The organism is Halopseudomonas sp. Lyrl_26 (assembly GCF_051948695.1).
GTDB lineage: Bacteria > Pseudomonadota > Gammaproteobacteria > Pseudomonadales > Pseudomonadaceae > Halopseudomonas > Halopseudomonas formosensis.
Window position 1 is genome coordinate 92,512 of sequence record NZ_JAYJLH010000004.1, and the last position, 19,344, is coordinate 111,855.

General features: G+C 64.0%; 20 protein-coding genes. 9 read left to right on the forward strand and 11 right to left on the reverse strand.

All coding sequences use genetic code 11. The annotated features are described in order from the left end of the window. Positions 1-482: 482 nt before the first annotated feature. A complete protein-coding gene (gene orn / locus VF673_RS07340; RefSeq protein ID WP_090536467.1) occupies positions 483-1,025 on the reverse strand; it encodes an oligoribonuclease in 543 nt (180 codons plus the stop codon). An 81-nt stretch (positions 1,026-1,106) separates the two neighbouring features. On the opposite strand from orn, the gene rsgA reads away from it, so the two are divergent. Further along, entirely contained in the window at positions 1,107-2,132 is a 1,026-nt protein-coding gene (gene rsgA, locus VF673_RS07345) for a small ribosomal subunit biogenesis GTPase RsgA (protein ID WP_440291444.1), read from the forward strand. A 32-nt stretch (positions 2,133-2,164) separates the two neighbouring features. Here the strand turns inward: rsgA and motB are convergent, their stop codons facing one another. Together motB and motA are read right to left on the reverse strand one after the other, a co-directional pair. Continuing rightward, on the reverse strand, positions 2,165-3,178 hold the full coding sequence (motB, locus tag VF673_RS07350; RefSeq protein WP_440291445.1) for a flagellar motor protein MotB: 1,014 nt from the start codon (positions 3,176-3,178) through the stop codon (positions 2,165-2,167). Positions 3,179-3,181: 3 nt separating this feature from the next. After that, positions 3,182-4,036: a flagellar motor stator protein MotA gene (gene motA / locus VF673_RS07355; RefSeq protein ID WP_090536461.1), complete on the reverse strand. Its 855-nt coding sequence runs from the start codon at positions 4,034-4,036 to the stop codon at positions 3,182-3,184. Between the two features lie 189 nt (positions 4,037-4,225). On the opposite strand from motA, the gene VF673_RS07360 reads away from it, so the two are divergent. Both VF673_RS07360 and asd read left to right on the forward strand, forming a co-directional pair. Then, entirely contained in the window at positions 4,226-5,035 is an 810-nt protein-coding gene (locus VF673_RS07360) for a rhodanese-like domain-containing protein (protein WP_440291446.1), read from the forward strand. 12 nt (positions 5,036-5,047) lie between these two features. Beyond that, on the forward strand, positions 5,048-5,899 hold the full coding sequence (gene asd, locus VF673_RS07365) for an archaetidylserine decarboxylase (RefSeq protein WP_440291447.1): 852 nt from the start codon (positions 5,048-5,050) through the stop codon (positions 5,897-5,899). Positions 5,900-6,052: 153 nt separating this feature from the next. Here asd and groL read toward each other — a convergent pair whose 3' ends face one another. From groL to VF673_RS07380, 3 genes are all read right to left on the reverse strand, one after another. Beyond that, complete coding sequence (groL, locus tag VF673_RS07370) at positions 6,053-7,696, reverse strand: chaperonin GroEL (RefSeq protein WP_440291448.1); 1,644 nt, start codon at positions 7,694-7,696, stop codon at positions 6,053-6,055. A 46-nt stretch (positions 7,697-7,742) separates the two neighbouring features. Next, positions 7,743-8,036, reverse strand: a complete 294-nt coding sequence (locus tag VF673_RS07375; protein ID WP_090536453.1) for a co-chaperone GroES — start codon at positions 8,034-8,036, stop codon at positions 7,743-7,745. A gap of 185 nt (positions 8,037-8,221) precedes the next feature. After that, complete coding sequence (locus VF673_RS07380) at positions 8,222-8,680, reverse strand: FxsA family protein (protein WP_440291449.1); 459 nt, start codon at positions 8,678-8,680, stop codon at positions 8,222-8,224. Positions 8,681-8,838: 158 nt separating this feature from the next. On the opposite strand from VF673_RS07380, the gene VF673_RS07385 reads away from it, so the two are divergent. Further along, entirely contained in the window at positions 8,839-9,597 is a 759-nt protein-coding gene (locus VF673_RS07385; protein ID WP_090536449.1) for an SDR family oxidoreductase, read from the forward strand. Between the two features lie 282 nt (positions 9,598-9,879). Here the strand turns inward: VF673_RS07385 and VF673_RS07390 are convergent, their stop codons facing one another. Then, positions 9,880-10,884, reverse strand: a complete 1,005-nt coding sequence (locus VF673_RS07390) for a DUF481 domain-containing protein (protein WP_440291450.1) — start codon at positions 10,882-10,884, stop codon at positions 9,880-9,882. A 43-nt stretch (positions 10,885-10,927) separates the two neighbouring features. Here VF673_RS07390 and VF673_RS07395 point away from each other — a divergent pair, with 43 nt between their 5' ends. Beyond that, on the forward strand, positions 10,928-11,296 hold the full coding sequence (locus VF673_RS07395) for an MGMT family protein (protein WP_273126278.1): 369 nt from the start codon (positions 10,928-10,930) through the stop codon (positions 11,294-11,296). Beyond that, positions 11,293-12,654 carry an AmpG family muropeptide MFS transporter gene (locus VF673_RS07400; protein ID WP_273126280.1) on the forward strand — a complete coding sequence of 454 codons (1,362 nt, stop codon included), beginning with the start codon at positions 11,293-11,295 and terminating at the stop codon, positions 12,652-12,654. Before VF673_RS07395 ends, VF673_RS07400 begins: the two co-directional genes overlap by 4 nt. A gap of 30 nt (positions 12,655-12,684) precedes the next feature. On the opposite strand, the gene VF673_RS07405 is transcribed toward VF673_RS07400, so the two are convergent. Further along, the gene (locus VF673_RS07405; protein ID WP_090536439.1) at positions 12,685-13,170 is read right to left on the reverse strand and encodes a YajQ family cyclic di-GMP-binding protein; all 486 of its coding nucleotides are present in this window, start codon (positions 13,168-13,170) and stop codon (positions 12,685-12,687) included. Between the two features lie 110 nt (positions 13,171-13,280). Between VF673_RS07405 and VF673_RS07410 the strand changes: the two genes are divergently transcribed. Genes VF673_RS07410 through VF673_RS07420 form a run of 3 tightly spaced genes read left to right on the forward strand, consistent with a single transcriptional unit; the run spans position 13,281 to position 15,783 of the window. Further along, on the forward strand, positions 13,281-14,246 hold the full coding sequence (locus VF673_RS07410) for a GGDEF domain-containing response regulator (RefSeq protein WP_440291451.1): 966 nt from the start codon (positions 13,281-13,283) through the stop codon (positions 14,244-14,246). Then, a complete protein-coding gene (locus VF673_RS07415) occupies positions 14,239-15,165 on the forward strand; it encodes a 2-dehydropantoate 2-reductase (protein WP_440291452.1) in 927 nt (308 codons plus the stop codon). Before VF673_RS07410 ends, VF673_RS07415 begins: the two co-directional genes overlap by 8 nt. 51 nt (positions 15,166-15,216) lie before the next feature. Then, the gene (locus tag VF673_RS07420) at positions 15,217-15,783 is read left to right on the forward strand and encodes a cob(I)yrinic acid a,c-diamide adenosyltransferase (RefSeq protein WP_090536435.1); all 567 of its coding nucleotides are present in this window, start codon (positions 15,217-15,219) and stop codon (positions 15,781-15,783) included. Between the two features lie 22 nt (positions 15,784-15,805). Here VF673_RS07420 and VF673_RS07425 read toward each other — a convergent pair whose 3' ends face one another. From VF673_RS07425 to ampD, 3 genes are all read right to left on the reverse strand, one after another. Further along, complete coding sequence (locus VF673_RS07425; protein ID WP_440291453.1) at positions 15,806-17,821, reverse strand: methyl-accepting chemotaxis protein; 2,016 nt, start codon at positions 17,819-17,821, stop codon at positions 15,806-15,808. Between the two features lie 107 nt (positions 17,822-17,928). Then, positions 17,929-18,738: a regulatory signaling modulator protein AmpE gene (gene ampE, locus VF673_RS07430; protein ID WP_440291454.1), complete on the reverse strand. Its 810-nt coding sequence runs from the start codon at positions 18,736-18,738 to the stop codon at positions 17,929-17,931. Beyond that, positions 18,738-19,307 carry a 1,6-anhydro-N-acetylmuramyl-L-alanine amidase AmpD gene (gene ampD / locus VF673_RS07435; RefSeq protein ID WP_440291455.1) on the reverse strand — a complete coding sequence of 190 codons (570 nt, stop codon included), beginning with the start codon at positions 19,305-19,307 and terminating at the stop codon, positions 18,738-18,740. The genes ampE and ampD overlap by 1 nt, the downstream gene beginning before the upstream one ends. Positions 19,308-19,344 lie beyond the last annotated feature (37 nt).

Here is a 19,344-nt window from a genome sequence, read left to right on the forward strand (position 1 = left end):
AGCATCGGTTCGCACCCGGGGCGGGTGCTCCTACAAAACCACCAACGCCTGCCCGTAGGAGCACCCGCCGGATCGCCGGACCGCCCGGGTGCGAAGGGGAATCAGCCCGGAACGAATTCCGTGCCCGCCCGGTTCGCAACGGGCGGATCCAGCGGTACCCCCGCAAAAAGGCCAAACCCACCTCAGGCCGTAGGAGCACCCGCCCCGGGTGTTTCGCAACGGGCGATCCAGCGGTACCCCTGCAAAAGGGCCAAACCCACCTCAGGCCGTAGGAGCACCCGCCCCGGGTGTTTCGCAACGGGCGATCCAGCGGTACCCCTGCAAAAGGGCCAAACCCGCCTCAAGCCGTAGGAGCACCCGCCCCGGGTGTTTCGCAACGGGCGATCCAGCGGTACCCCTGCAAAAGGGCCAAACCCACCTCAAACCGTAGGAGCACCCGCCCCGGGTGCGAAGGGCCAGCGCAGAAGCCAGATGCCGACTGATCAGACCTTGATGAAATGCTCGCGGTAATGGCGCAGCTCGGCGATGGAGTCACGGATATCATCCAGCGCCAGATGGCTGCTTTCCTTCTGGAAGCCATCGCGCACCGCCGGGGCCCAGCGTGCGGCCAGTTCCTTGAGGGTTGACACATCCAGATTGCGGTAGTGGAAGAAACGCTCCAGCTCGGGCATGCCCCGATAGAGGAAGCGCCGGTCCTGGCAGATGCTGTTGCCACACATGGGCGAGCGGCCGGCGGGCACCCACTGCTGCAGGAACGCCAGGGTCTGGCGCTCGGCCTCGGCGGCATCGACGCGGCTTTCACGGACCCTTTTCACCAGTCCGGACTGGTTGTGCTGACGGGTATTCCACTCATCCATGCCATCGAGCAGTTCGTCGGGCTGTTTGACCGCCAGCACCGGACCCTCGGCCAGTACGTTGAGCTGGGAGTCGGTGACCACGGTGGCGATCTCGATGATGACGTCCTTGTCCGGATCCAGCCCGGTCATCTCCAGGTCAATCCAGATCAGATTGTCGGGGTGTTTCATGGCGGCTCCTGCGCAGTGAAGGTAGCGCATCAGTATACGCTGCCCGTGCTACACTGCGGCGGATTATCCCAAGAAACGACCATGGCCAAGCGAAACCTTACCCGGCGTCAGAAGTGGCGCATCGAGAAAATCCAGGAAGAACGCAGCGCCCGCGCCAGCCGCCGGGCCGAGCGGGCCGAGGAAACCCTGCTCGGGGGCGACCTGGGCCCGGAACAGGAGGGGCTGGTGATCGCCCATTTCGGTGTCCAGGTGGACGTCGAGGTACTGGAGGGTGAGGACCGAGGTCAGGTGCGCCGCTGCCACCGGCGCGCCAATCTGCCGGCCCTGGTGACGGGTGACCGCGTGGTCTGGCGCGCGGACAACCAGCAGAGCGGCGTGATCGTTGCCCTGCAGCCCCGCCGCACGGAACTCTACCGCCCGGACCATCGGGGCCAGCTCAAGCCGGTGGCGGCCAATGTCGACCGTCTGGTCATCGTCTTCGCTCCCCTGCCCCAGCCGCACCGCAACCTGATCGACCGCTACCTGGTGGCCGCCGAACAGGCCGGGCTCGAGCCCCTGCTGGTACTGAACAAGGCCGACCTGCTGGCGCAGCCGGAGCATGCGCAGATCCGCGGCTGGCTGGATGACTACGCCGCCCTCGGCTATCGCACCCTGTGCCTGTCGGCGGACTCGGGCAACGGTCTGGATCAATTGCGCGAGGAGCTGCGCGGGCACGTCAACGTGTTCGTCGGCCAATCCGGCGTGGGCAAGTCCTCGCTGATCAATGCCCTGCTGCCTGATGCCGATCTGCGCGTCGGCGCCCTGTCCGAGATGACCGGCAAGGGAACCCATACCACTACCACCGCCCGGCTGTTCCACTTCCCCGCAGGCGGGGACCTGATCGACTCCCCCGGCATACGCGAGTTCGGCCTGACCCACATCAGCCATGCGGACCTGCTGGAAGGCTTTATCGAGTTCCGTCCCTTCCTCGGCCACTGTCGCTTCCGGGACTGTCAGCATGTCCATGAACCCGGCTGCGCCCTGCTCGATGCGGTGGCCAGCGGCGCCATCTCCGCAGGTCGCATGGAAAGTTACCGGCACATCCGGGGCAGCCTGACGGAGGATTGAAGCGCAGGGCCGGACACTGCCGGCCAGCGCACTCAGGGACGCAGCTGGCGCAGCGGATTGTCCGCCTCGAACAGGTTGCGCGAGGTACGGGGCTCTGCGGGCGGCGGTGCGGGCTGGCTGGCTGTAGCCGAGACGGGCTGCGCAGCTTCCGGCGCCGGAACCGAAGAGGAGTCCGGGGTCTCCACCGCGGCAGCGGGCGGCACGCCGGTCTGGCGGACCAGATCCTGCTCCGCCCGGCGGTTCATCACCACGATGTCGATCCGGCGGTTGATCGGGTTGAGCGGATTGCCCGCGTCAAACAGGGCCGAATCGGCATAGCCCACCACCCGTGCTATCTGGTCCTTCGGATAGCCCGCCACCTCCAGGGTGCGACGCGCGGCGTTGGCACGCTGGGCGGACAGTTCCCAGTTGCCGTAGTCAGGTCGCCCGATGAAGGGCATGGCGTCGGTATGGCCGCTGATGCTGATCTTCTTCGGCGACTTCGCAATGGTGTCGCTCAGCGCCAGCAGTATGTCCTCGAAATAGGGCTGCAGATCAGGACTGCCACTGGCGAACATCGGCCGGTTCTCGGCATCGACGATCTGGATGCGCAACCCTTCCATGGTGAACTCCATGAGGATCTGTTCGCGGAACCGCTGCAGCACCGGTTCGGTTTCGATCTTGTTCTGCAGCTCCTGCAGCAGCAGGTCCAGCTCGCGCAGCTCCACTATATCCGGCGCCTGCTCGGCCTCCGGCGCCGGCATCTCCGGACGCGGTTCGCTGTCCACCGTCAGTTCGTTGAGGGTGCGCTGGGGGGCCGGGGTCGGCGAGCCGCCCAGGTCGATCGGACGCGGGCTGCCCCCGTCGAAATTGATCGGATCCTTGAAGTACTGGGACACCATCTTCAGCTGTTCAGGCGTCGCCACTGTGACCAGCCACATCACCAGAAAGAACGCCATCATGGCAATGGCAAAGTCGGCAAAGGCGATCTTCCAGGAGCCACCGTGGTGGCCGCCGGCCCGGCGGCTGACCCGCTTGACGATGATCGGCTGTTCGCTGGCGGACACGACTCAGCGCCCCTTGACCGAAGCTTCCAGCTCGGCAAAGCTCGGGCGGGCCGCCGCGAACAGAGCCTTGCGCCCGAACTCCACGGCCAGCGCCGGGGGCAGACCCTGGGCACTGGCGACCAGGCACATCTTGATTGCCTCGTAGGTATTGGCTTCCTCGTTGGCATCCTGCTGCATGGCCGCGGCAAAGGGTCCGACGAAACCGTAGGCGGCAAGGATCCCCAGGAAGGTACCGACCAGGGCGGTGGCCACCTTCTCGCCGATCATGGCGTTGTCCGCCTCACCGAGGATGCTCATGGTGATGACGATGCCCAGTACCGCCGCGACGATACCGAAGCCCGGCAGGGCATCCGCCACCCGGTTCAGTGCATGGGACGGCTCGCTCAGCTCCTCGGTCAGGGTGGAGATTTCCACATCGAACAGCGCTTCGAGCTCGTGCGGCGCCATGGTGCCGGTGGACATGATGCGCAGGTAGTCGCAGATGAACGCCGTCATGCGCTCATCCTTGAGAATGGCAGGGTACTTGGCAAAGATCGGGCTCTCCCGCGGCTCCTCGACGTCCGCCTCGATGGCCATCATGCCCTCGCGGCGACTCTTGTTGAGGATCTCGTAGAGCAGCCCGAGTACGTCCAGATAGAAGGGCTTGCTGTAGCGGTGACCGAAGATGATCTGGGGTATCTTGGCAAAGACGCCCTTCACCAGTGACAGGTTGTTGGCCACCAGGAAGGCGCCGAAGGCTGCACCACCTATGATCACTATCTCGAATGGATGCCACAACGCGGCGAGCGCGCCGCCGGACATGAGAAAACCGCCCAGCACGCTGGCGATGACAACCACATAACCCGCAATTTTCAACATAAGAACTCACGATCCCTGAACAGCAACTCGGCCGCTTTCGCGTTATAGTCTGCAGTCGGCATGCCGCAACCACACGCAGAGGACTGCGCCGACTCCCTGCTATCGGCCAGCCCCGGAAAATTTTGAGCGCATTATAACGTCAGCCGGTCACCGGCTGGCGCACCGGCACAGGAATAATTGGAACAGATCATGACCGACACCACCCTTCCCCTCCTGCTGGAGCCCACCGATCTACCGGCCGAGCTGGATCCGACCCGCTTCCGGCTGGTGGATCTGAGCCGCTCGGAGCAGTACCTGGCCGGCCATATTCCCGGCGCCGTGCACCTGCCGCCGGGCAGCCTGATCTCCCCGGCGCCGCGCCCCGGCCTGCTGCCCGATGTGCAGAGCCTGCAGCATATCCTCGGCAGCCTGGGCCATCACGACCAGCTGCATTATATTGTCTACGACGACGAGGGTGGCGGCTGGGCCGGCCGTTTCATCTGGCTGCTCGACAGCGTCGAGCATCACAGATACAGCTATATCAACGGCGGCTTGGTGGCCTGGCACGACGAGGGTCTGCCCCTGGAGCGCCAGATCAATCAGGTCGAGCCCACCCAGCCGACCCTGCAGATAGATACCAGCCCCACCATAGACGTGGATACCCTGATGGCTGATCTGGACAACCCGGACCGGGTCATCTGGGACGCCCGCTCCCCCGCCGAGCACCAGGGTGTGCGGGTGTTTGCCGCCAAGGGCGGACATATTCCCGGGGCGATCAACTTCGAGTGGACCTCGGGCATGGACCCGCAACGCGGGCTGCGCCTGCGCGCGGATCTGGCCAGCCGTCTGCAGGCGCTGGGTATCACGCCGGACAAGGAGGTGGTCACCCACTGCCAGACCCACCACCGCTCCGGTTTCACCTACCTGGCGGCAAAAATTCTCGGTTATCCCCGCATCAGGGCCTACGCCGGCTCCTGGTCCGAATGGGGCAACCACCCTGACACCCCCGTAGAGATCTGAGGCTGCTGACGCATGCGTGACCGTTTATTCATCCTGTCCCAGTACCTGTTACCCCACCATCTGCTGTCGCGCCTGGCGGGCGCACTGGCCAACTGCACCTGGGACTGGGTCAAGAACCCCTTCATCAACTGGTTCGTCAAGCGCTATCAGGTCGACATGACCCAGGCCGTGGAACAGGATCCCACCGCCTATGCCTGCTTCAACGACTTCTTCACCCGTGCCCTGGTGGCCGATGCCCGGCCGCTGGATCCGGGCGCGGACAGCATCCTCTGCCCGGCCGATGGCGCCATCAGCCAGCTGGGCCGCATCGAGCATGGCCGCATCTTCCAGGCCAAGGGCCACAGCTTCAGCGTGCTGGAACTGCTCGGCGGCAACCCGGAGCACGCCGCGCTGTTCCAGGGCGGCGAGTTCGCCACCGTATACCTGTCGCCGAGCGACTACCACCGGGTGCACATGCCCCTGGGCGGCACCCTGCGGGAAATGATCCATGTGCCGGGCAGACTGTTCTCGGTCAACCAGACCACCGCCGAGAATGTGCCCGAGCTGTTCGCCCGCAACGAGCGGGTCGTCTGCCTGTTCGATACCCAGGCCGGCCCCATGGCCGTGGTGCTGGTCGGGGCCATGATTGTGGCCTCCATCGAGACAGTCTGGGCGGGGCTGGTGGCACCGCCGCTTCGTCGGGTCCGCAGCCAGCGGTATGACACCCGCGCGCCCGAGCTGGAACGCGGCGCGGAAATGGGCCGTTTCAAGCTGGGTTCCACCGCCATCGTCCTGTTCGGCCCCGGCCAGGCACGCTGGGAAGAGCATGTGCAGGCCGGCGCCCTGGTACGCATGGGCCAGAAGCTGGGCCAGATAGCCCACTGAGCAGAGGCCGGGGCCGCCGCCCCGGCCTGCACCTGCCCCACCGGCCGCCGTCGCGCCGCCTTTGACCTTGACCAATTTCCAGACATGAAAAAACCCCGGTACGGGCTGGCCCGTACCGGGGTTCTGACTGGCTTGGTTAGCCGGGTCGGCTGATTACATCATGCCGCCCATGCCGCCCATTCCACCCATGCCGCTCATGTCGGGCATGGCCGGCTTCTCTTCCGGCAGCTCGGCAATCATGGCCTGGGTGGTGATCATCAGACTGGCAACCGAAGCAGCAGCCTGCAGGGCGCTGCGGGTCACCTTGGCCGGATCCAGGATACCCATCTCGATCATGTCGCCGTACTCACCGGTGGCAGCGTTGTAACCGTAGTTGCCTTCGCCAGCGCGCACTTCCTGCAGGACCACGGCAGCTTCTTCACCAGCGTTGGTGACGATCTGGCGCAGCGGCGCTTCGATGGCGCGACGCAGCAGCTTGATGCCCACGTTCTGGTCTTCGTTGTCGCCCTGCAGGTTTTCGAAGGCCACCAGGGTGCGAACCAGAGCTACGCCACCGCCAGGTACCACGCCCTCTTCCACGGCAGCGCGGGTAGCGTGCAGCGCGTCTTCCACGCGGTGCTTCTTCTCTTTCATTTCCACTTCGGTGGCAGCGCCAACCTTGATTACGGCAACACCGCCAGCCAGCTTGGCCAGACGCTCCTGCAGTTTTTCCTTGTCGTAATCGGAAGTGGTTTCTTCCACCTGCTTGCGGATCTGGGCAACGCGGGCTTCGATGTCGGACTGGGCACCAGCACCGTCGATGATGGTGGAGTTGTCCTTGTTGATCTGCACGCGCTTGGCCTGACCCAGGTGCTCCAGGGTAGTGGTTTCCAGGTTCAGACCCACTTCTTCGCTGATCACGGTACCGCCGGTCAGGATGGCGATATCCTGCAGCATGGCCTTGCGACGATCACCGAAGCCCGGGGCCTTGACCGCAGCCACCTTGACGATGCCGCGCATGTTGTTGACCACCAGGGTGGCCAGCGCTTCACCTTCAACGTCCTCGGCGATGATCATCAGCGGACGACCGGCCTTGGCCACAGCTTCCAGCACCGGCAGCATTTCGCGGATGTTGGAGATCTTCTTGTCAACCAGCAGGATGTACGGGTTGTCCAGCTCGGCGGACATGGTGTCCGGCTTGTTGATGAAGTACGGGGACAGGTAGCCGCGGTCGAACTGCATGCCCTCAACCACGGACAGCTCGTTCTCCAGACCGGACCCTTCCTCAACGGTGATCACACCTTCCTTGCCAACGCGATCCATGGCTTCGGCAATGATCTTGCCGATGGACTCGTCGGAGTTGGCGGAGATGGTGCCTACCTGGGCGATGGACTTGGAGTCGGCGCAGGGCTTGGCCAGGTTCTTCAGCTCGGCAACAACGGCAGCGGTAGCCTTGTCGATACCACGCTTCAGGTCCATCGGGTTCATGCCGGCGGCAACCGCCTTCAGACCTTCGGTAACGATGGCCTGGGCCAGAACGGTAGCAGTAGTGGTACCGTCACCGGCGTCATCGTTGGCACGGGAGGCAACGTCCTTGACCAGTTGCGCACCCATGTTCTCGAAGCGGTCCTTCAGCTCGATTTCCTTGGCAACGGAAACGCCGTCCTTGGTGATCAGTGGAGCACCGAAGCTGCGCTCGATCAGAACGTTGCGGCCCTTCGGCCCCAGGGTGGACTTGACCGCGTTGGCCAGAACGTTAACCCCTTCCAGCATCTTGTTGCGAGCGGCGACGTCAAACAATACTTCTTTAGCAGCCATTTTCACTTTCCTTCAATGAATTCTCTTGCGGATGAACGGTGGCGTCTCAGCCTTCGAGGACACCGTAGATTTCGGATTCGCTCATGATCAGCAGCTCTTCACCATCGATCTTGATGGTGCTGCTGCCGGAGTAAGGGCCGAACACTACCTTGTCACCTTCCTTCACGGCCAGGGAACGTACTTCACCATTGTCCAGCAGACGCCCGGTACCAACAGCGACCACCACACCGGTGTTCGGCTTTTCTGCTGCAGAGCCAGGCAGAACGATACCGCCAGCGGTTTTGGTTTCTTCTTCGCTGCGACGAACGACTACGCGATCGTGTAACGGACGGATTTTCATCGTTGTGAGTCTCCCAATAGTAAGCAAATCGCCGGTTTCCCGGCATTCCAGTAAAAGCTCAGGCCACCGGCCTGAAGGGCGCTGCGCGCCCCTGTTCAAACGGCCACCGTCACCGGAGGCCGAAAATCTCGTGCATCCTTTATGGGGATCGCTTTTGCCATTTCAAGGGCTGCCCCGGAAAATTTTCAATGGTCCCGCAGGCGCGAGGAATCCCGCTCACGGGGTGGATCACCTGCCTGCCATTCACCCTCGATGATGGTGTATTCTCCGCGCCGGTAGGTCCGCGGACCCTGGTCATTGCCGCCACCCGGGCCGGAGCCGCCGCCACGATGACGCAGAGCCATGATCAGGCAGGGCAGCGCCAGCACATCGCTGACCAGCCCGGGAAAGGCGATCAGCGCCCCGGCCAGCACGCCCCACATGCCGGACTTGAGCACGGCACCTGGATTGCGGTTGGCCAGCATCTGCTGTTGCAGCCGCTGGAACATGCCCCAGCCCTGCCGCTGGATGAGCATCAGACCCAGAACACCGGTAAACAGCACCCAGAACAGCGTCCAGCCTACGCCGACGGCCTGACCCAGCAGGATCAGACTGGCCAGCTCGATCAGCGGGAAGGCCAGCAACAGTATGCGCAACAGGGGCATGAGCACCTCGTGTGTGATTGCAAAATTTCTATATGGGGCGTATCCCCGGCGTTTCAAGGCCTGGGGTCATGCTCGACCTTTCGGGTATTTCATATTGCGTACGGTCTGATGCATGCTTGTGGCTCCAACAACAAGCACCCCGTTAAGGAAGTATTCGCATGCAATTGAAAGACAGCGTAATCATCGTCACCGGTGGCGGTCAGGGCCTGGGCCGGGCGATGGCTGAATATCTGGCCGGGCGTGGCGCCCGCCTGGCTCTGGTGGACCTGGATCAGCAGCGCCTCGACGAAGCCGTCGCCGCCTGCAAGAGCGCCGGCGGCGATGCCCGCTCCTACATCTGCAACGTCGCCAATGAGGATCAGGTGAGCAACATGGTCAGCCAGGTCGCCGGCGACTTCGGCACCATCAACGGCCTGATCAACAACGCCGGCATCCTGCGCGATGGCCTGCTGCTCAAGGTGCGGGACGGCGAGATCCAGAAAATGCCGCTGAATCAGTGGCAGTCGGTGATCGACGTCAACCTGACCGGGGTCTTCCTGTGCACCCGCGAGGTCGCCGCCAAGATGGTCGAGCTGCAGAGCAAGGGCCTGATCATCAACATTTCCTCGATCTCCCGGGCCGGCAACATGGGCCAGTCCAACTACTCCGCCGCCAAGGCCGGCGTCGCCGCCATGACCGTGGTCTGGGCGAAGGAACTGGCCCGTTACGGCATCCGCGTAGCCGGTATCGCACCGGGCTTCATCGAAACCGAGATGACCGCCAGCATGAAACCCGAGGCGCTGGAGAAGATGACCGCCGGCATTCCCCTGCGACGCATGGGCAAACCCGAGGAAATCGCCCACTCGGCGGCCTACCTGTTCGAGAACGACTACTACAGCGGTCGCATCCTCGAGCTGGACGGGGGGCTGCGTCTGTAAAGCGTAACCGAGAGGGACGAGCCCCGGCTCGTCCATCATCGAGCTGGTGCTCGACGTTCCCAGGAGGCTCGACGTTACCGGCAAGAGCCGAGCCAAGGCCGGGCGTGCGACAGGACGCAGCGTTTCACCGCAGGCACGGCTTGATCCCGGGAGGGGCGAGCACCAGCTCGTCCGAGGCACCGCGGGCAGCTCCGCCCATCGAGCTGGTGCTCGACGTTCCCGGGAGGCTTAACGTTCCCAGGGGGCGACGCTCCCAGGGGCTCGACGTTCTCCTGCCCCCTCCTACCAGTTGACCCCCAGCCCCAGCTTGTAGCGCCGCTCGTTCTGACTCTTCTCATCCGAGCTGCTGATGTAATCCCACTCGGTCATCAGGCTCAGCGACGCCCAGCTGTTGAGCAGGTAGCGCAGACCCAGCTCGGCATCCACCAGATAATCCACATTGCTGTCGTTGGGAATGATGGTTTCCGCATTGTGTACCAGCTGGAAACGCTTGCCCCACAGATAACGGCGGTAATCCCAGTTCAGACCCAGACCGTTGGTGCGGCTGTCCGAACCATCCCGGGCATCCATGCGGATGTGCTCGAAGCGGGCCGAGGTCTCGAAGCGGCCCAGGGCATTGTTCCACCACTCGTAACCGGGACCGGAACCGATCTGAATCTGCCGCTCGATATCACCCAGATGATCACGCATGTAGCTCACCCGGTTCTGCCAGAACCACTTGTCGGCAAAGAACCAGCTCAGGGTATAGTCGGTCTCCCACCAGTGGCGGCTCTTGATGTCATCGCGATAATCACGTTCGAACTCGCTGGACAGCACGTGACGCCAGTCGCCATGGCGCGCCTCGGTGGTCACATCGATATCCAGATCGCGCTTGCGCGATTCGGTGTTGTCCAGCTCCAGCGAGAAGGTGGCCCGGCCGTCCCAGACCCAGTCCTCGATGATCGGCTGCGGCTCCATGATCTGCCGCAGGTCGGCAATCTGCAGCGGCTGCGGTGGGGTGTCGCCGTTGACCAGCACTATCTCCCCTTCCGTCTCGGACGCTTGAATGCGCCGGGCCCGCTTAGTATCGTCACGGGTCTTGATCAACAGCGGACCGTCGCTCTCCAGGGTACGTATGCGGCGGATATCCACCGCTACCTGCCCGGCGAATTCGGTCTGCAGTATGAGTCGATTGCCCTCCATCAATTCGATACGGCCGGTCAGGCGATCGCCGTTATCCAGCCAGAGGGTATCGGCCATGACCGGCCAGGTGAACAGCAACGACAGCAACCACAGAAAACGCGACATCGGCAATCATCCGCAACAGTGAACAGAACCAGAGACATTATCCATGATTGAACGTTCCGGCGCTGCTCCTGACGGCACCGACCTGCGACGGGAAGCGGTGTGGCAAGTGCTGGCCGCCATTCCGCCGGGGCGGGTCACCAGCTACGGTCAGCTGGCCCGGATGGCCGGGCTCGGCCGGGGTGCGCGGCTGGTCGGGCGCTGGCTGGGGCAGCTGCCGGATGACACCCGTCTGCCCTGGCACCGTGTACTCAACAGTCAGGGCCAACTATCATTGCCGGCGGACCACCCCGCCGGGCGCGAGCAGCTGCAGCGACTGCTGGCCGAGGGGGTGGTGGTGCGCAACCGCCGCGTCAGCATGGCCCGATATGGCTGGCCGGATCATCCCCATTCCATCGAGACAGCTTCAGAATGAATGACACCACGGCAGAACCAGCGCGCGAGGGCTGGAAGGTCTACCTCAAACCCCGCGTGATCGGCATGCTGTTTCTGGGCTTCTCCGCCGGCCTGCCGCTGCTGCTGGTAGGCGGCACCTTCAGCGCCTGGCTGCGGGATCTGGGCATAGAACTGGCCGCCATCGGTTTTCTCAGCTGGGTCGGCATGGCCCACTCGATCAAGGTGCTCTGGGCACCGCTGATCGACCGCGCCCCCCTGCCCCTGCTCAGCCGCCTGCTGGGGCGACGCCGCTCCTGGATGCTGCTGGCTCAGCTGGTAATTGCCGGTGCCCTGCTCGGCATGGCGCTGACCGATCCCCGGGAGAATCTCAGTCTGGTCGCCCTCTGGGCAGTACTGGCGGCCTTCGGCTCGGCGACCCAGGATGTGGCCATCGACGCCTACCGGGTGGAAGCCGAGGCCCGCCATCGCCAGGCGGCAATGGCCGCCACCTATGTCACCGGCTACCGGGTGGCCATCCTTGCCGCCGGCGCCGGGGCACTGCACCTGGCCTCCATCGACAGCTGGATGCTGGCCTACGGCACCATGGCGGTACTCATGGGTGTAGGTGTAGTGACGACTCTGGTGATTGCCGAGCCGGCGGTGGCGGTGGACAGCACCACGGTGCGCTTCGAGCAACGCGTGGCGGACTATCTGGACCGCACCGACCACGCTGGCTGGCAGCGCACCATCACCGCCTGGTTCATCGGCGCCATCGTCTGCCCCTTCGCCGAATTCTTCCAGCGCTACGGCAAGGCTGCGCTGCTGATCCTGGCCTTTGTCGCAACCTTCCGCATCAGTGACATCTTCATGGGAGTGATGGCCAACCCCTTCTATCTGGATCTGGGCTTCAGCAAGGCGCAGATCGCCAATATCGCTGCCGCCTTCGGTCTGGCCATGACTCTGCTCGGTGCGGCACTGGGGGGACTGCTGGTGGCGCGCTTCGGCATCGCGCCGATACTGCTGCTGACCGCCTTCATGGCGCCGGCGACCAATCTGATGTTTGCCTGGCTGGCCTACACGGGTCCGCAGACCCAGGGGCTGGTGATGGCCATCATTGCCGACAACATCACCGGAGGGCTGGCGATCTCGGTGTTCATCGCCTATCTGTCGAGTCTGACCAATACCGCCTACACGGCGACCCAGTACGCCCTGTTCAGCTCACTGATGACCCTGCCCGGGCAATTCGCCGCCGGCTTCACCGGGGTCATGGCGGCGGCCATGGGCTGGGTGCCCTTCTTCATGGTCACCGCTCTGACCGGCCTGCCGGCCATAGTGCTGGCAGCCCTGTTGATCCGTCATGCGCACCCGGACCGGGTGCAGCGTCCGGGACTGGATTGAGCGGCCGGGGCCGCCGGCCCCGGGCAGCGGTCAGTCGCGGAAGTTGGTGAACTGCAGCGGCATGTCGAGCTTGGCACCGCGCAGCAGGGCCATGGTTTCCTGCAGGTCATCGCGCTTCTTGCCGGTAACCCGCACCTGCTCGCCCTGGATGGCGGCCTGGACCTTGATCTTGGAGTCCTTGATGGTGGCGACAATCTTCTTCGCCAGCGCCTGATCGATGCCTTCGCGCAGCACCACTTCCTGCTTCATGTTCTTGCCAGAGGCATAGGCATCCTTCACCTCCAGGCACTGCACATCGATTTTGCGCTTGGTCAAACTCAGGCGCAGGATCTCCAGCATCTGCTCCAGCTGGAACTCGGCCTCGGCAGTGATGGTCACTGTAAGCTGCTTGTCGTTGAACTCGAAACTGCCCTTGCCCTTGAGATCGTATCGGCGATCCAACTCCTTCATGGCATTATCGACAGCATTGGTGACTTCGTGTTTGTCCAGCTCGGACACGACATCAAAGGACGGCATGATGGAACCTCAAATAAACATGATTTTATGACCGTTATGGCAGAATAATAGCCGCACGTCGTGGCATTATAGCGATGTCGCTGATAATACAGGCAGCAGGGAGCTCAGACATGCCAAACCCGCAACTCAGCATAATGGTGGTGGACGATACCAAGTTCAGCAGCGCGGTCATAGGCCATACGCTGTCCCAGGCTGGGTACACCGACATCCGCTTCGCCAGCTCCGCCATGGCAGCCCTGGCGATGCACGAGGAGCGGGCCGCCAGTGTCATGGTGGCGGACTGGCTCATGCCGGAAATGGATGGCCTGCAGCTGACCATGCGCATACGCCAGCGCGACGAGCAGACCAACCACTACACCTACGTCATGCTGTTGACCGCCCGGGAAGGCGACAACGTGCTGGGACAGGCCTTCGACCGCGGCGTGGACGACTTCATCAGCAAGTCGGCAATGAGCGAACAGCTGCTGCCGCGCATCTTTGCCGCCGACCGTATCAGTCAGCTGATCAATCGCCTGCTGGAAGAGAATCAGCTGCTGGCCCGCAACAACGCCCTGCTTGAAGAACACAATCTGATCGACAGCCTCACCGCCCTGGGCAACCGCCGCTACCTGCTGCAACGTCTGGCCGATGCACTGCAGCGGGTCGAGTCCCGCGGTGGTTTCTGCTCCCTGCTGGTACTGGGCATCCAGAATTACGAGGATATGGGCACCCGTTTCGGCGAGCACGTGCAGCAGGAACTGCTCCGCGGCGCCGCCAGACGCCTGCAGCAACTGGTTCGACCCATGGATGTGATTGCCCGGATCGGTCCCGGCACCTTCGGCATCTGCACGGTTGGCAGCGACGCCGACGAATGCAAACCCAACAGCTTCCGCCGTCTGCACGACGGCCTCAACCTCAAGGCGTTCAAGACCAGCGAGGGCTACCTGTCCCTGCGCGCCGGCATGGCTTTGAGTACCCTGGGCAAAAATGATCCGCGCATCGATGCCGACCAGATGCTGCAGGGTGTCGAGGCCCATCTGGAACAGGCCTGGGCCACCAACCTGATCACCGAAGTGCGGATTCCCCAGCTTGTCTGACCCGCTGCACATTCTGGGGGCCGGCAGCCTGGGGCTGCTGCTGGCCGCACGCTGTACCCTGGCCGGTGTTCCCTGCCGACTCATACTGCGAACCCGGGAAGCGGTCTGCGCCTGGCGGCGGCGTGACAACCTGCTGCTGCTCGAGCAGCAGGGCCGGAGCACAGCGCTGAAGGTCGCCGGGGAGCTGGCCGACGAATCCGCGCAACCCATACGTCTGCTGGTGGTAGCGACCAAGGCCTGGGCGGTGGCCGATGCCCTGGACAGCGTTGTTCACCGGCTCACCCCGGACAGCCAGATACTGCTTCTGCAGAACGGCCTGGGCAGCCAGCAGGCCGTCAGCCGCCGGCTTCCCGATCACCGCGTTCTCTACGCCAGCGTCACCGATGGCGCCTGGTTGCGCAACCCCAACCAGGTGGTCTGGGCCGGTTCCGGGCAGACGCTGATCGGTGACCCCGCCGCCGCCCCTGCCCCGGACTGGTTGCAACGGCTCACCCGTGCCGGTATCGACTGGCGCTGGGAAACCGACATACTCCCGGTGCTCTGGCTCAAGCTGGCGGTCAACTGCGCCATCAACCCGCTCAGCGCCCTGCATGATTGTCCCAACGGCGAGGTGCCGGAGCGGGCCGGCGCGATCTTCGAACCCCTCCTCGCCGAGCTGCATGCCCTGCTCTCCAGCGAGGGCGTGAGCCTGTCACTGGCCGAGCTGCGCGAGCGCATTCTGGCAGTGATCCGAGCCACCGCCAGCAACAGCTCATCCATGCGCCAGGATGTGCTCGCCGGCCGCCGTACCGAGATCGACTTCATTCTCGGTCACGCCTGGCGCAGTGCCCGGCAGGCCGGGTTGAGCACCCCCGTACTGGACACGCTCTACCTGCAGCTGCAGAATCACCTGACCGAACGCGGCCTGCCCCGCAACTGAACTGTCCCGCGCTGCGCCCTGTCCCGCCGCCGCACTTCCGAGGAGACCTTCATGGGTTATCGTCTGAGCAAACTCTATACCCGCACCGGCGACGCCGGCACCACAGGACTGGCCGACGGCAGCCGGGTTCCCAAGGACAGTCCGCGTATCGAGGCCATGGGCACCGTGGATGAGCTCAACAGCAGTCTGGGGGTCTTGCTGGCCGGCATGTGCAGTTCCGCCCTGCAGCCCCTGGTCGAGGCGCTGGCACCGGTCCAGCATCGGTTGTTTGATATCGGCGGTGAACTGGCCGTGCCGGGCGTGGACATCATAGAGGAGGAGGACGTGGCCGCTCTGGAGCGGCTGATCGACCGCTTCAACAGCGAGCTGCCACCATTGAGGGAATTCATCCTGCCGGGAGGATCGATGCTGATTGCCCAGGCCCATCTGGCGCGCAGCATCTGTCGCCGCGCCGAACGGCGCTACCTGACGCTGGCCGCCGCCGAGCCGATCAACACCCGGGCCATGGCCTATCTCAATCGCCTGTCGGACCTGCTGTTTGTCATCGCCCGCAGCATTGCCCGGCTGGACAATACCCCCGAGGTGCTCTGGCAACCCAAGCCCCGCCCCGAAGCCTGACAGCCCGGGGCAGGACGGTGGTTCAGACGCGGAAGGTGCTGATCAGCTTCTGCAGCTCGCTCACCAGTTCGCCCATGCGGCTGCTGGCCTGCTCGGTACGGCGGGCACCTTCGGCGGTACGCTCGCCGGAATGGTTGATCTCCACGATGCTCTTGTCGATATCGTGGCTGACGGCGGTCTGTTGCTCCGCCGCCGAGGCGATCTGCTGACTCTGATCGACGATCTGGGTCACGGCGCGCAGGATGTTGTCCAGCGCGGCCTGCACCTTGAGTGAGGAATCAACCGCCTCGCCGGTCATGCCATGACTGCTGCCCATGGCCTTGACCGCAGCGCCGACCCCTTCCTGCAGACGCGCGATCATCTGCTCGATTTCCTGGGTCGACTGCTGGGTGCGCTGGGCCAGGGTACGGACCTCGTCGGCGACCACGGCAAAGCCGCGGCCCTGCTCGCCGGCCCGAGCCGCCTCGATGGCCGCGTTCAGGGCCAGCAGGTTGGTCTGCTCGGCCACGCCCTTGATCACATCCAGCACCCGACTGATGGAAGCGCTGTCCTCGGCCAGGTTGTTGATGACCTTCACCGAGTTCTCGATTTCCTGAGCCAGCTTCTCGATGCCATCCACGGACGCCTCGACCATCCGCCGGCCACTGAGGGTTTCCTGATTCACCTGCTCGGCGTTGGTTGCTGCCAGCGCGGCGCTGCGGGCAACCTCCTGGGAAGTGGCGGCCATCTCGTTCATGGCCGTGGCTACCTGCTCGATCTGGTTGCGCTGGGCATCCACTGCCTGGCTGCTCTCGCTGGAGATGCTGACCACCTCCGCCGACTGGTCGTGTACCTGCCCCGAGGTCCGGCGCACGTGCTGGATCAGGCTCTGAATGCGCTCCAGACTGCCGTTGAGTTCCTGTGCCAGGGCACCAAGCTCATCCCGACTGGCAACCCTGACCCGACCGGTCATGTCACCGGCGGCCACCTGGCGCATCACCAGGGACAGCTCGCCGATGGTCTGGCGGGTGGAGAAGTAGAAGCCCAGATACAGCCAGATGATCAGTACCATGATCACCGCCAGCGCCGTCACCAGCAGGGTCATCGACCGGTTTCCGGCGCTCAGGCGCTGGTCCAGTGCCTGCTGCAGATGGTCCAGCACGGCATGGCTGAAGTCGTAGGTCTTGTTCATTTCCAGGGTGACGGTCTGGAAGAAGTCGTCCCAGGTATCGTCAAAGGAGGATGCCAGGATCACCTGCTCCTCGAAGATTTCCGCCACCCGCTCCAGGGACTCCACGCTGGCCGCCGCCGATGCCCGCAGGGATTGCAGCGAGGGTTGCTGCAGCACCGCCTGGGCCTGGACATACTGTCCCCCGAGTCGCTGGATCTCCTCCAGCACATAGTCCATGTAGCGGCTGGCATCGGAGTTCAGGTAGCCCAGACCGATGGAGTAGGCCCCTGTGGCCCGGCCCAGACCAACGGTGGAGGTGACCTGGGGGGCATGATTGACCAGCAGATCCATCAGTTGCCGCACATCGCGGTCGTAGTCATGGGACAGGCCGCTGTAGGCCGCGCTGAATGTGAGCAGCGACAGCAGGTCCACATGCGCCTGGGTGCTCATCTGACCGCGGTTGCGCAGGGAGGCGGTAGCGGTTTCGCGATAGGCGGCCACCAGGGCGTCGCGCTGCTCGTTGAGTTCACGCGCTTCCGCCGAGTGGCCTTCGATGACCACAGCCTGAAGACCGGAGATGATGCGCTGGCGCACCTCCTGGCTGCGCTGCTCGAGCACGGCTCCCTCATCACCCACACCCAGATGGAAAGCGGCGATATCGAGACCACGGACCCGCTCAGCATCCGGAATCAGCTGTACCAGCTGACGCAGGATGTGCATGGAGTCCAGGGCGTGGCGTGACGCCTGCACCCGGTCCCAGGCCTGATGAACCAGCAGGCCGCTGACCACCACCAGGGGGATGAAGCACAGGGCACTGATCAGACAGAATTTCCAGGCGTAACTGAGCCTGTTCATCAGGGCCATGGCCGGTGCCAATAGACTGTTCAAGCGACTCTCCTCACAACTTGACTCCCTTCAGGAGTATTTCTTGTACTCCTGCCGCCGGTCGCATCCCGGTGGCGCTTGTCATTCTATCGGCGCTGCCTCCCGCTTCTTTAACCCAGCAGGGAAAGAAAGGCGATGATCACTGCCCAGCTGAGTATGCAGCGGACCAGCAGCTGTCGCTGCTCGTCAATCACCGCAATGTCCTCCGCGCCGCGCTCGGTGCTCAGGGCCGCCGCTGCACACCGCGCCACCAGCTCCCCGGCAGACAGTTCCCACTGGGCAGCCAGCGACCTCAGGGTGCGCAGCGTACTCTCGAACTGGCCGACCAGGGCGAAGCTCAGTGCCATCAGCCTGGCGGGTATCCATTCCAGCGCGTGTACCAGCATCCCCGCAGGCTGCACCGCTGCATGCGTCCCCTGCTGCCGCAGCAGCTCCAGCAGACGATAGGCCAATGCCCCCAGCGGCCCGACCAGCAGATACCAGAAGGCCGGCACCAGATAATCCTGCAGGCAGGTCGCGGCCATGCGTGCACGCACCTGGGTCAGCAGCCCCGCCGGCGCGGAGTCGACCACTCCCAGCTGCTGCTCTGCAACCAGAGCGGCCGCCGCCTGGTCGCCGCGCTGCCAGGCGCTCACGAACTCCCGACCGAAACCGCGCAGCGGATCGTGCCGTCCCACGCACAACAGCATCAGTGCCACATGCAGCACCAGGGTGAGAAACCCATAGGCCACCCCCTGCACCAGCCACAACAGCACAGCGATCGGCAGCAGCAGCGCGAGCACCGCCGCTACCGCACGCCAGCCAGTCCCGATGGCACCGGCGCGCAGCACCCATGACTGCAGCAGATCCCGCGGATAACCGCGCTGCCAGGGTGACCACAGCAGGATCAGTCCAACCAGCAACAGCACCAGAAAATTCATCAGTCTTCACCTTCTTCGAGAGGGGCGTCGAGCCGCGCGAGGTAGGAGTTCCAGTCAAAGGCCGGACCGGGGTCGGTCTTGCGCCCCGGGGCAATATGCTCGTGCCCGGTAATACGTTGCGCCGTGATCAGCGGATAGACCCGTCGCAGGGCCCGGGTCAGCCTCACCAGGCTGTCATACTGGGCGGCGGTATAGGGCAGCTCGTCGGTGCCCTCCAGCTCGACGCCGATGGAAAAGTCATTGCAGTTGTCCCGCCCGCCAAAAGCTGACCGACCCGCATGCCAGGCGCGCTGCAGGCAGGATACGAACTGGGTGATGGAGCCATCGCGTTCGACAAGGAAATGGGCCGAGACACGCAGATCGGCGATTTCCAGGAAATAGGGGTGGGCTGAGCAATCCAGGGTGCCGCTGAAGAACTGCTGGACGCAGCCGGTGCCGAACTGGCCCGGCGGCAGGCTGATGTTGTGGATCACCAGCAGGGAAATGTCGTCCGAATCCGGACGCTCATTGAAATGGCTGGAGGGGCAATGCGCTGCCTCGCTCAGCCAGCCGTTCTGATCAACCTGCATGGAAACCGCACCCCGACAGCAAAACCGCTATCCTAGG

What these genes read in the sequence shown, in the direction of transcription:
- VF673_RS07405 (WP_090536439.1), bottom strand. Translation starts at nt 13,170, where the DNA reads ATGCCGTCCTTTGATGTCGTGTCCGAGCTGGACAAACACGAAGTCACC.
- VF673_RS07395 (WP_273126278.1), top strand. Translation starts at nt 10,928, where the DNA reads ATGATTGAACGTTCCGGCGCTGCTCCTGACGGCACCGACCTGCGACGG.
- VF673_RS07380 (WP_440291449.1), bottom strand. Translation starts at nt 8,680, where the DNA reads ATGCCCCTGTTGCGCATACTGTTGCTGGCCTTCCCGCTGATCGAGCTG.
- rsgA (WP_440291444.1), top strand. Translation starts at nt 1,107, where the DNA reads ATGGCCAAGCGAAACCTTACCCGGCGTCAGAAGTGGCGCATCGAGAAA.
- VF673_RS07375 (WP_090536453.1), bottom strand. Translation starts at nt 8,036, where the DNA reads ATGAAAATCCGTCCGTTACACGATCGCGTAGTCGTTCGTCGCAGCGAA.
- orn (WP_090536467.1), bottom strand. Translation starts at nt 1,025, where the DNA reads ATGAAACACCCCGACAATCTGATCTGGATTGACCTGGAGATGACCGGG.
- asd (WP_440291447.1), top strand. Translation starts at nt 5,048, where the DNA reads ATGCGTGACCGTTTATTCATCCTGTCCCAGTACCTGTTACCCCACCAT.
- VF673_RS07420 (WP_090536435.1), top strand. Translation starts at nt 15,217, where the DNA reads ATGGGTTATCGTCTGAGCAAACTCTATACCCGCACCGGCGACGCCGGC.
- ampE (WP_440291454.1), bottom strand. Translation starts at nt 18,738, where the DNA reads ATGAATTTTCTGGTGCTGTTGCTGGTTGGACTGATCCTGCTGTGGTCA.
- groL (WP_440291448.1), bottom strand. Translation starts at nt 7,696, where the DNA reads ATGGCTGCTAAAGAAGTATTGTTTGACGTCGCCGCTCGCAACAAGATG.
- VF673_RS07400 (WP_273126280.1), top strand. Translation starts at nt 11,293, where the DNA reads ATGAATGACACCACGGCAGAACCAGCGCGCGAGGGCTGGAAGGTCTAC.
- VF673_RS07410 (WP_440291451.1), top strand. Translation starts at nt 13,281, where the DNA reads ATGCCAAACCCGCAACTCAGCATAATGGTGGTGGACGATACCAAGTTC.
- motA (WP_090536461.1), bottom strand. Translation starts at nt 4,036, where the DNA reads ATGTTGAAAATTGCGGGTTATGTGGTTGTCATCGCCAGCGTGCTGGGC.
- VF673_RS07390 (WP_440291450.1), bottom strand. Translation starts at nt 10,884, where the DNA reads ATGTCGCGTTTTCTGTGGTTGCTGTCGTTGCTGTTCACCTGGCCGGTC.
- VF673_RS07385 (WP_090536449.1), top strand. Translation starts at nt 8,839, where the DNA reads ATGCAATTGAAAGACAGCGTAATCATCGTCACCGGTGGCGGTCAGGGC.
- VF673_RS07360 (WP_440291446.1), top strand. Translation starts at nt 4,226, where the DNA reads ATGACCGACACCACCCTTCCCCTCCTGCTGGAGCCCACCGATCTACCG.
- ampD (WP_440291455.1), bottom strand. Translation starts at nt 19,307, where the DNA reads ATGCAGGTTGATCAGAACGGCTGGCTGAGCGAGGCAGCGCATTGCCCC.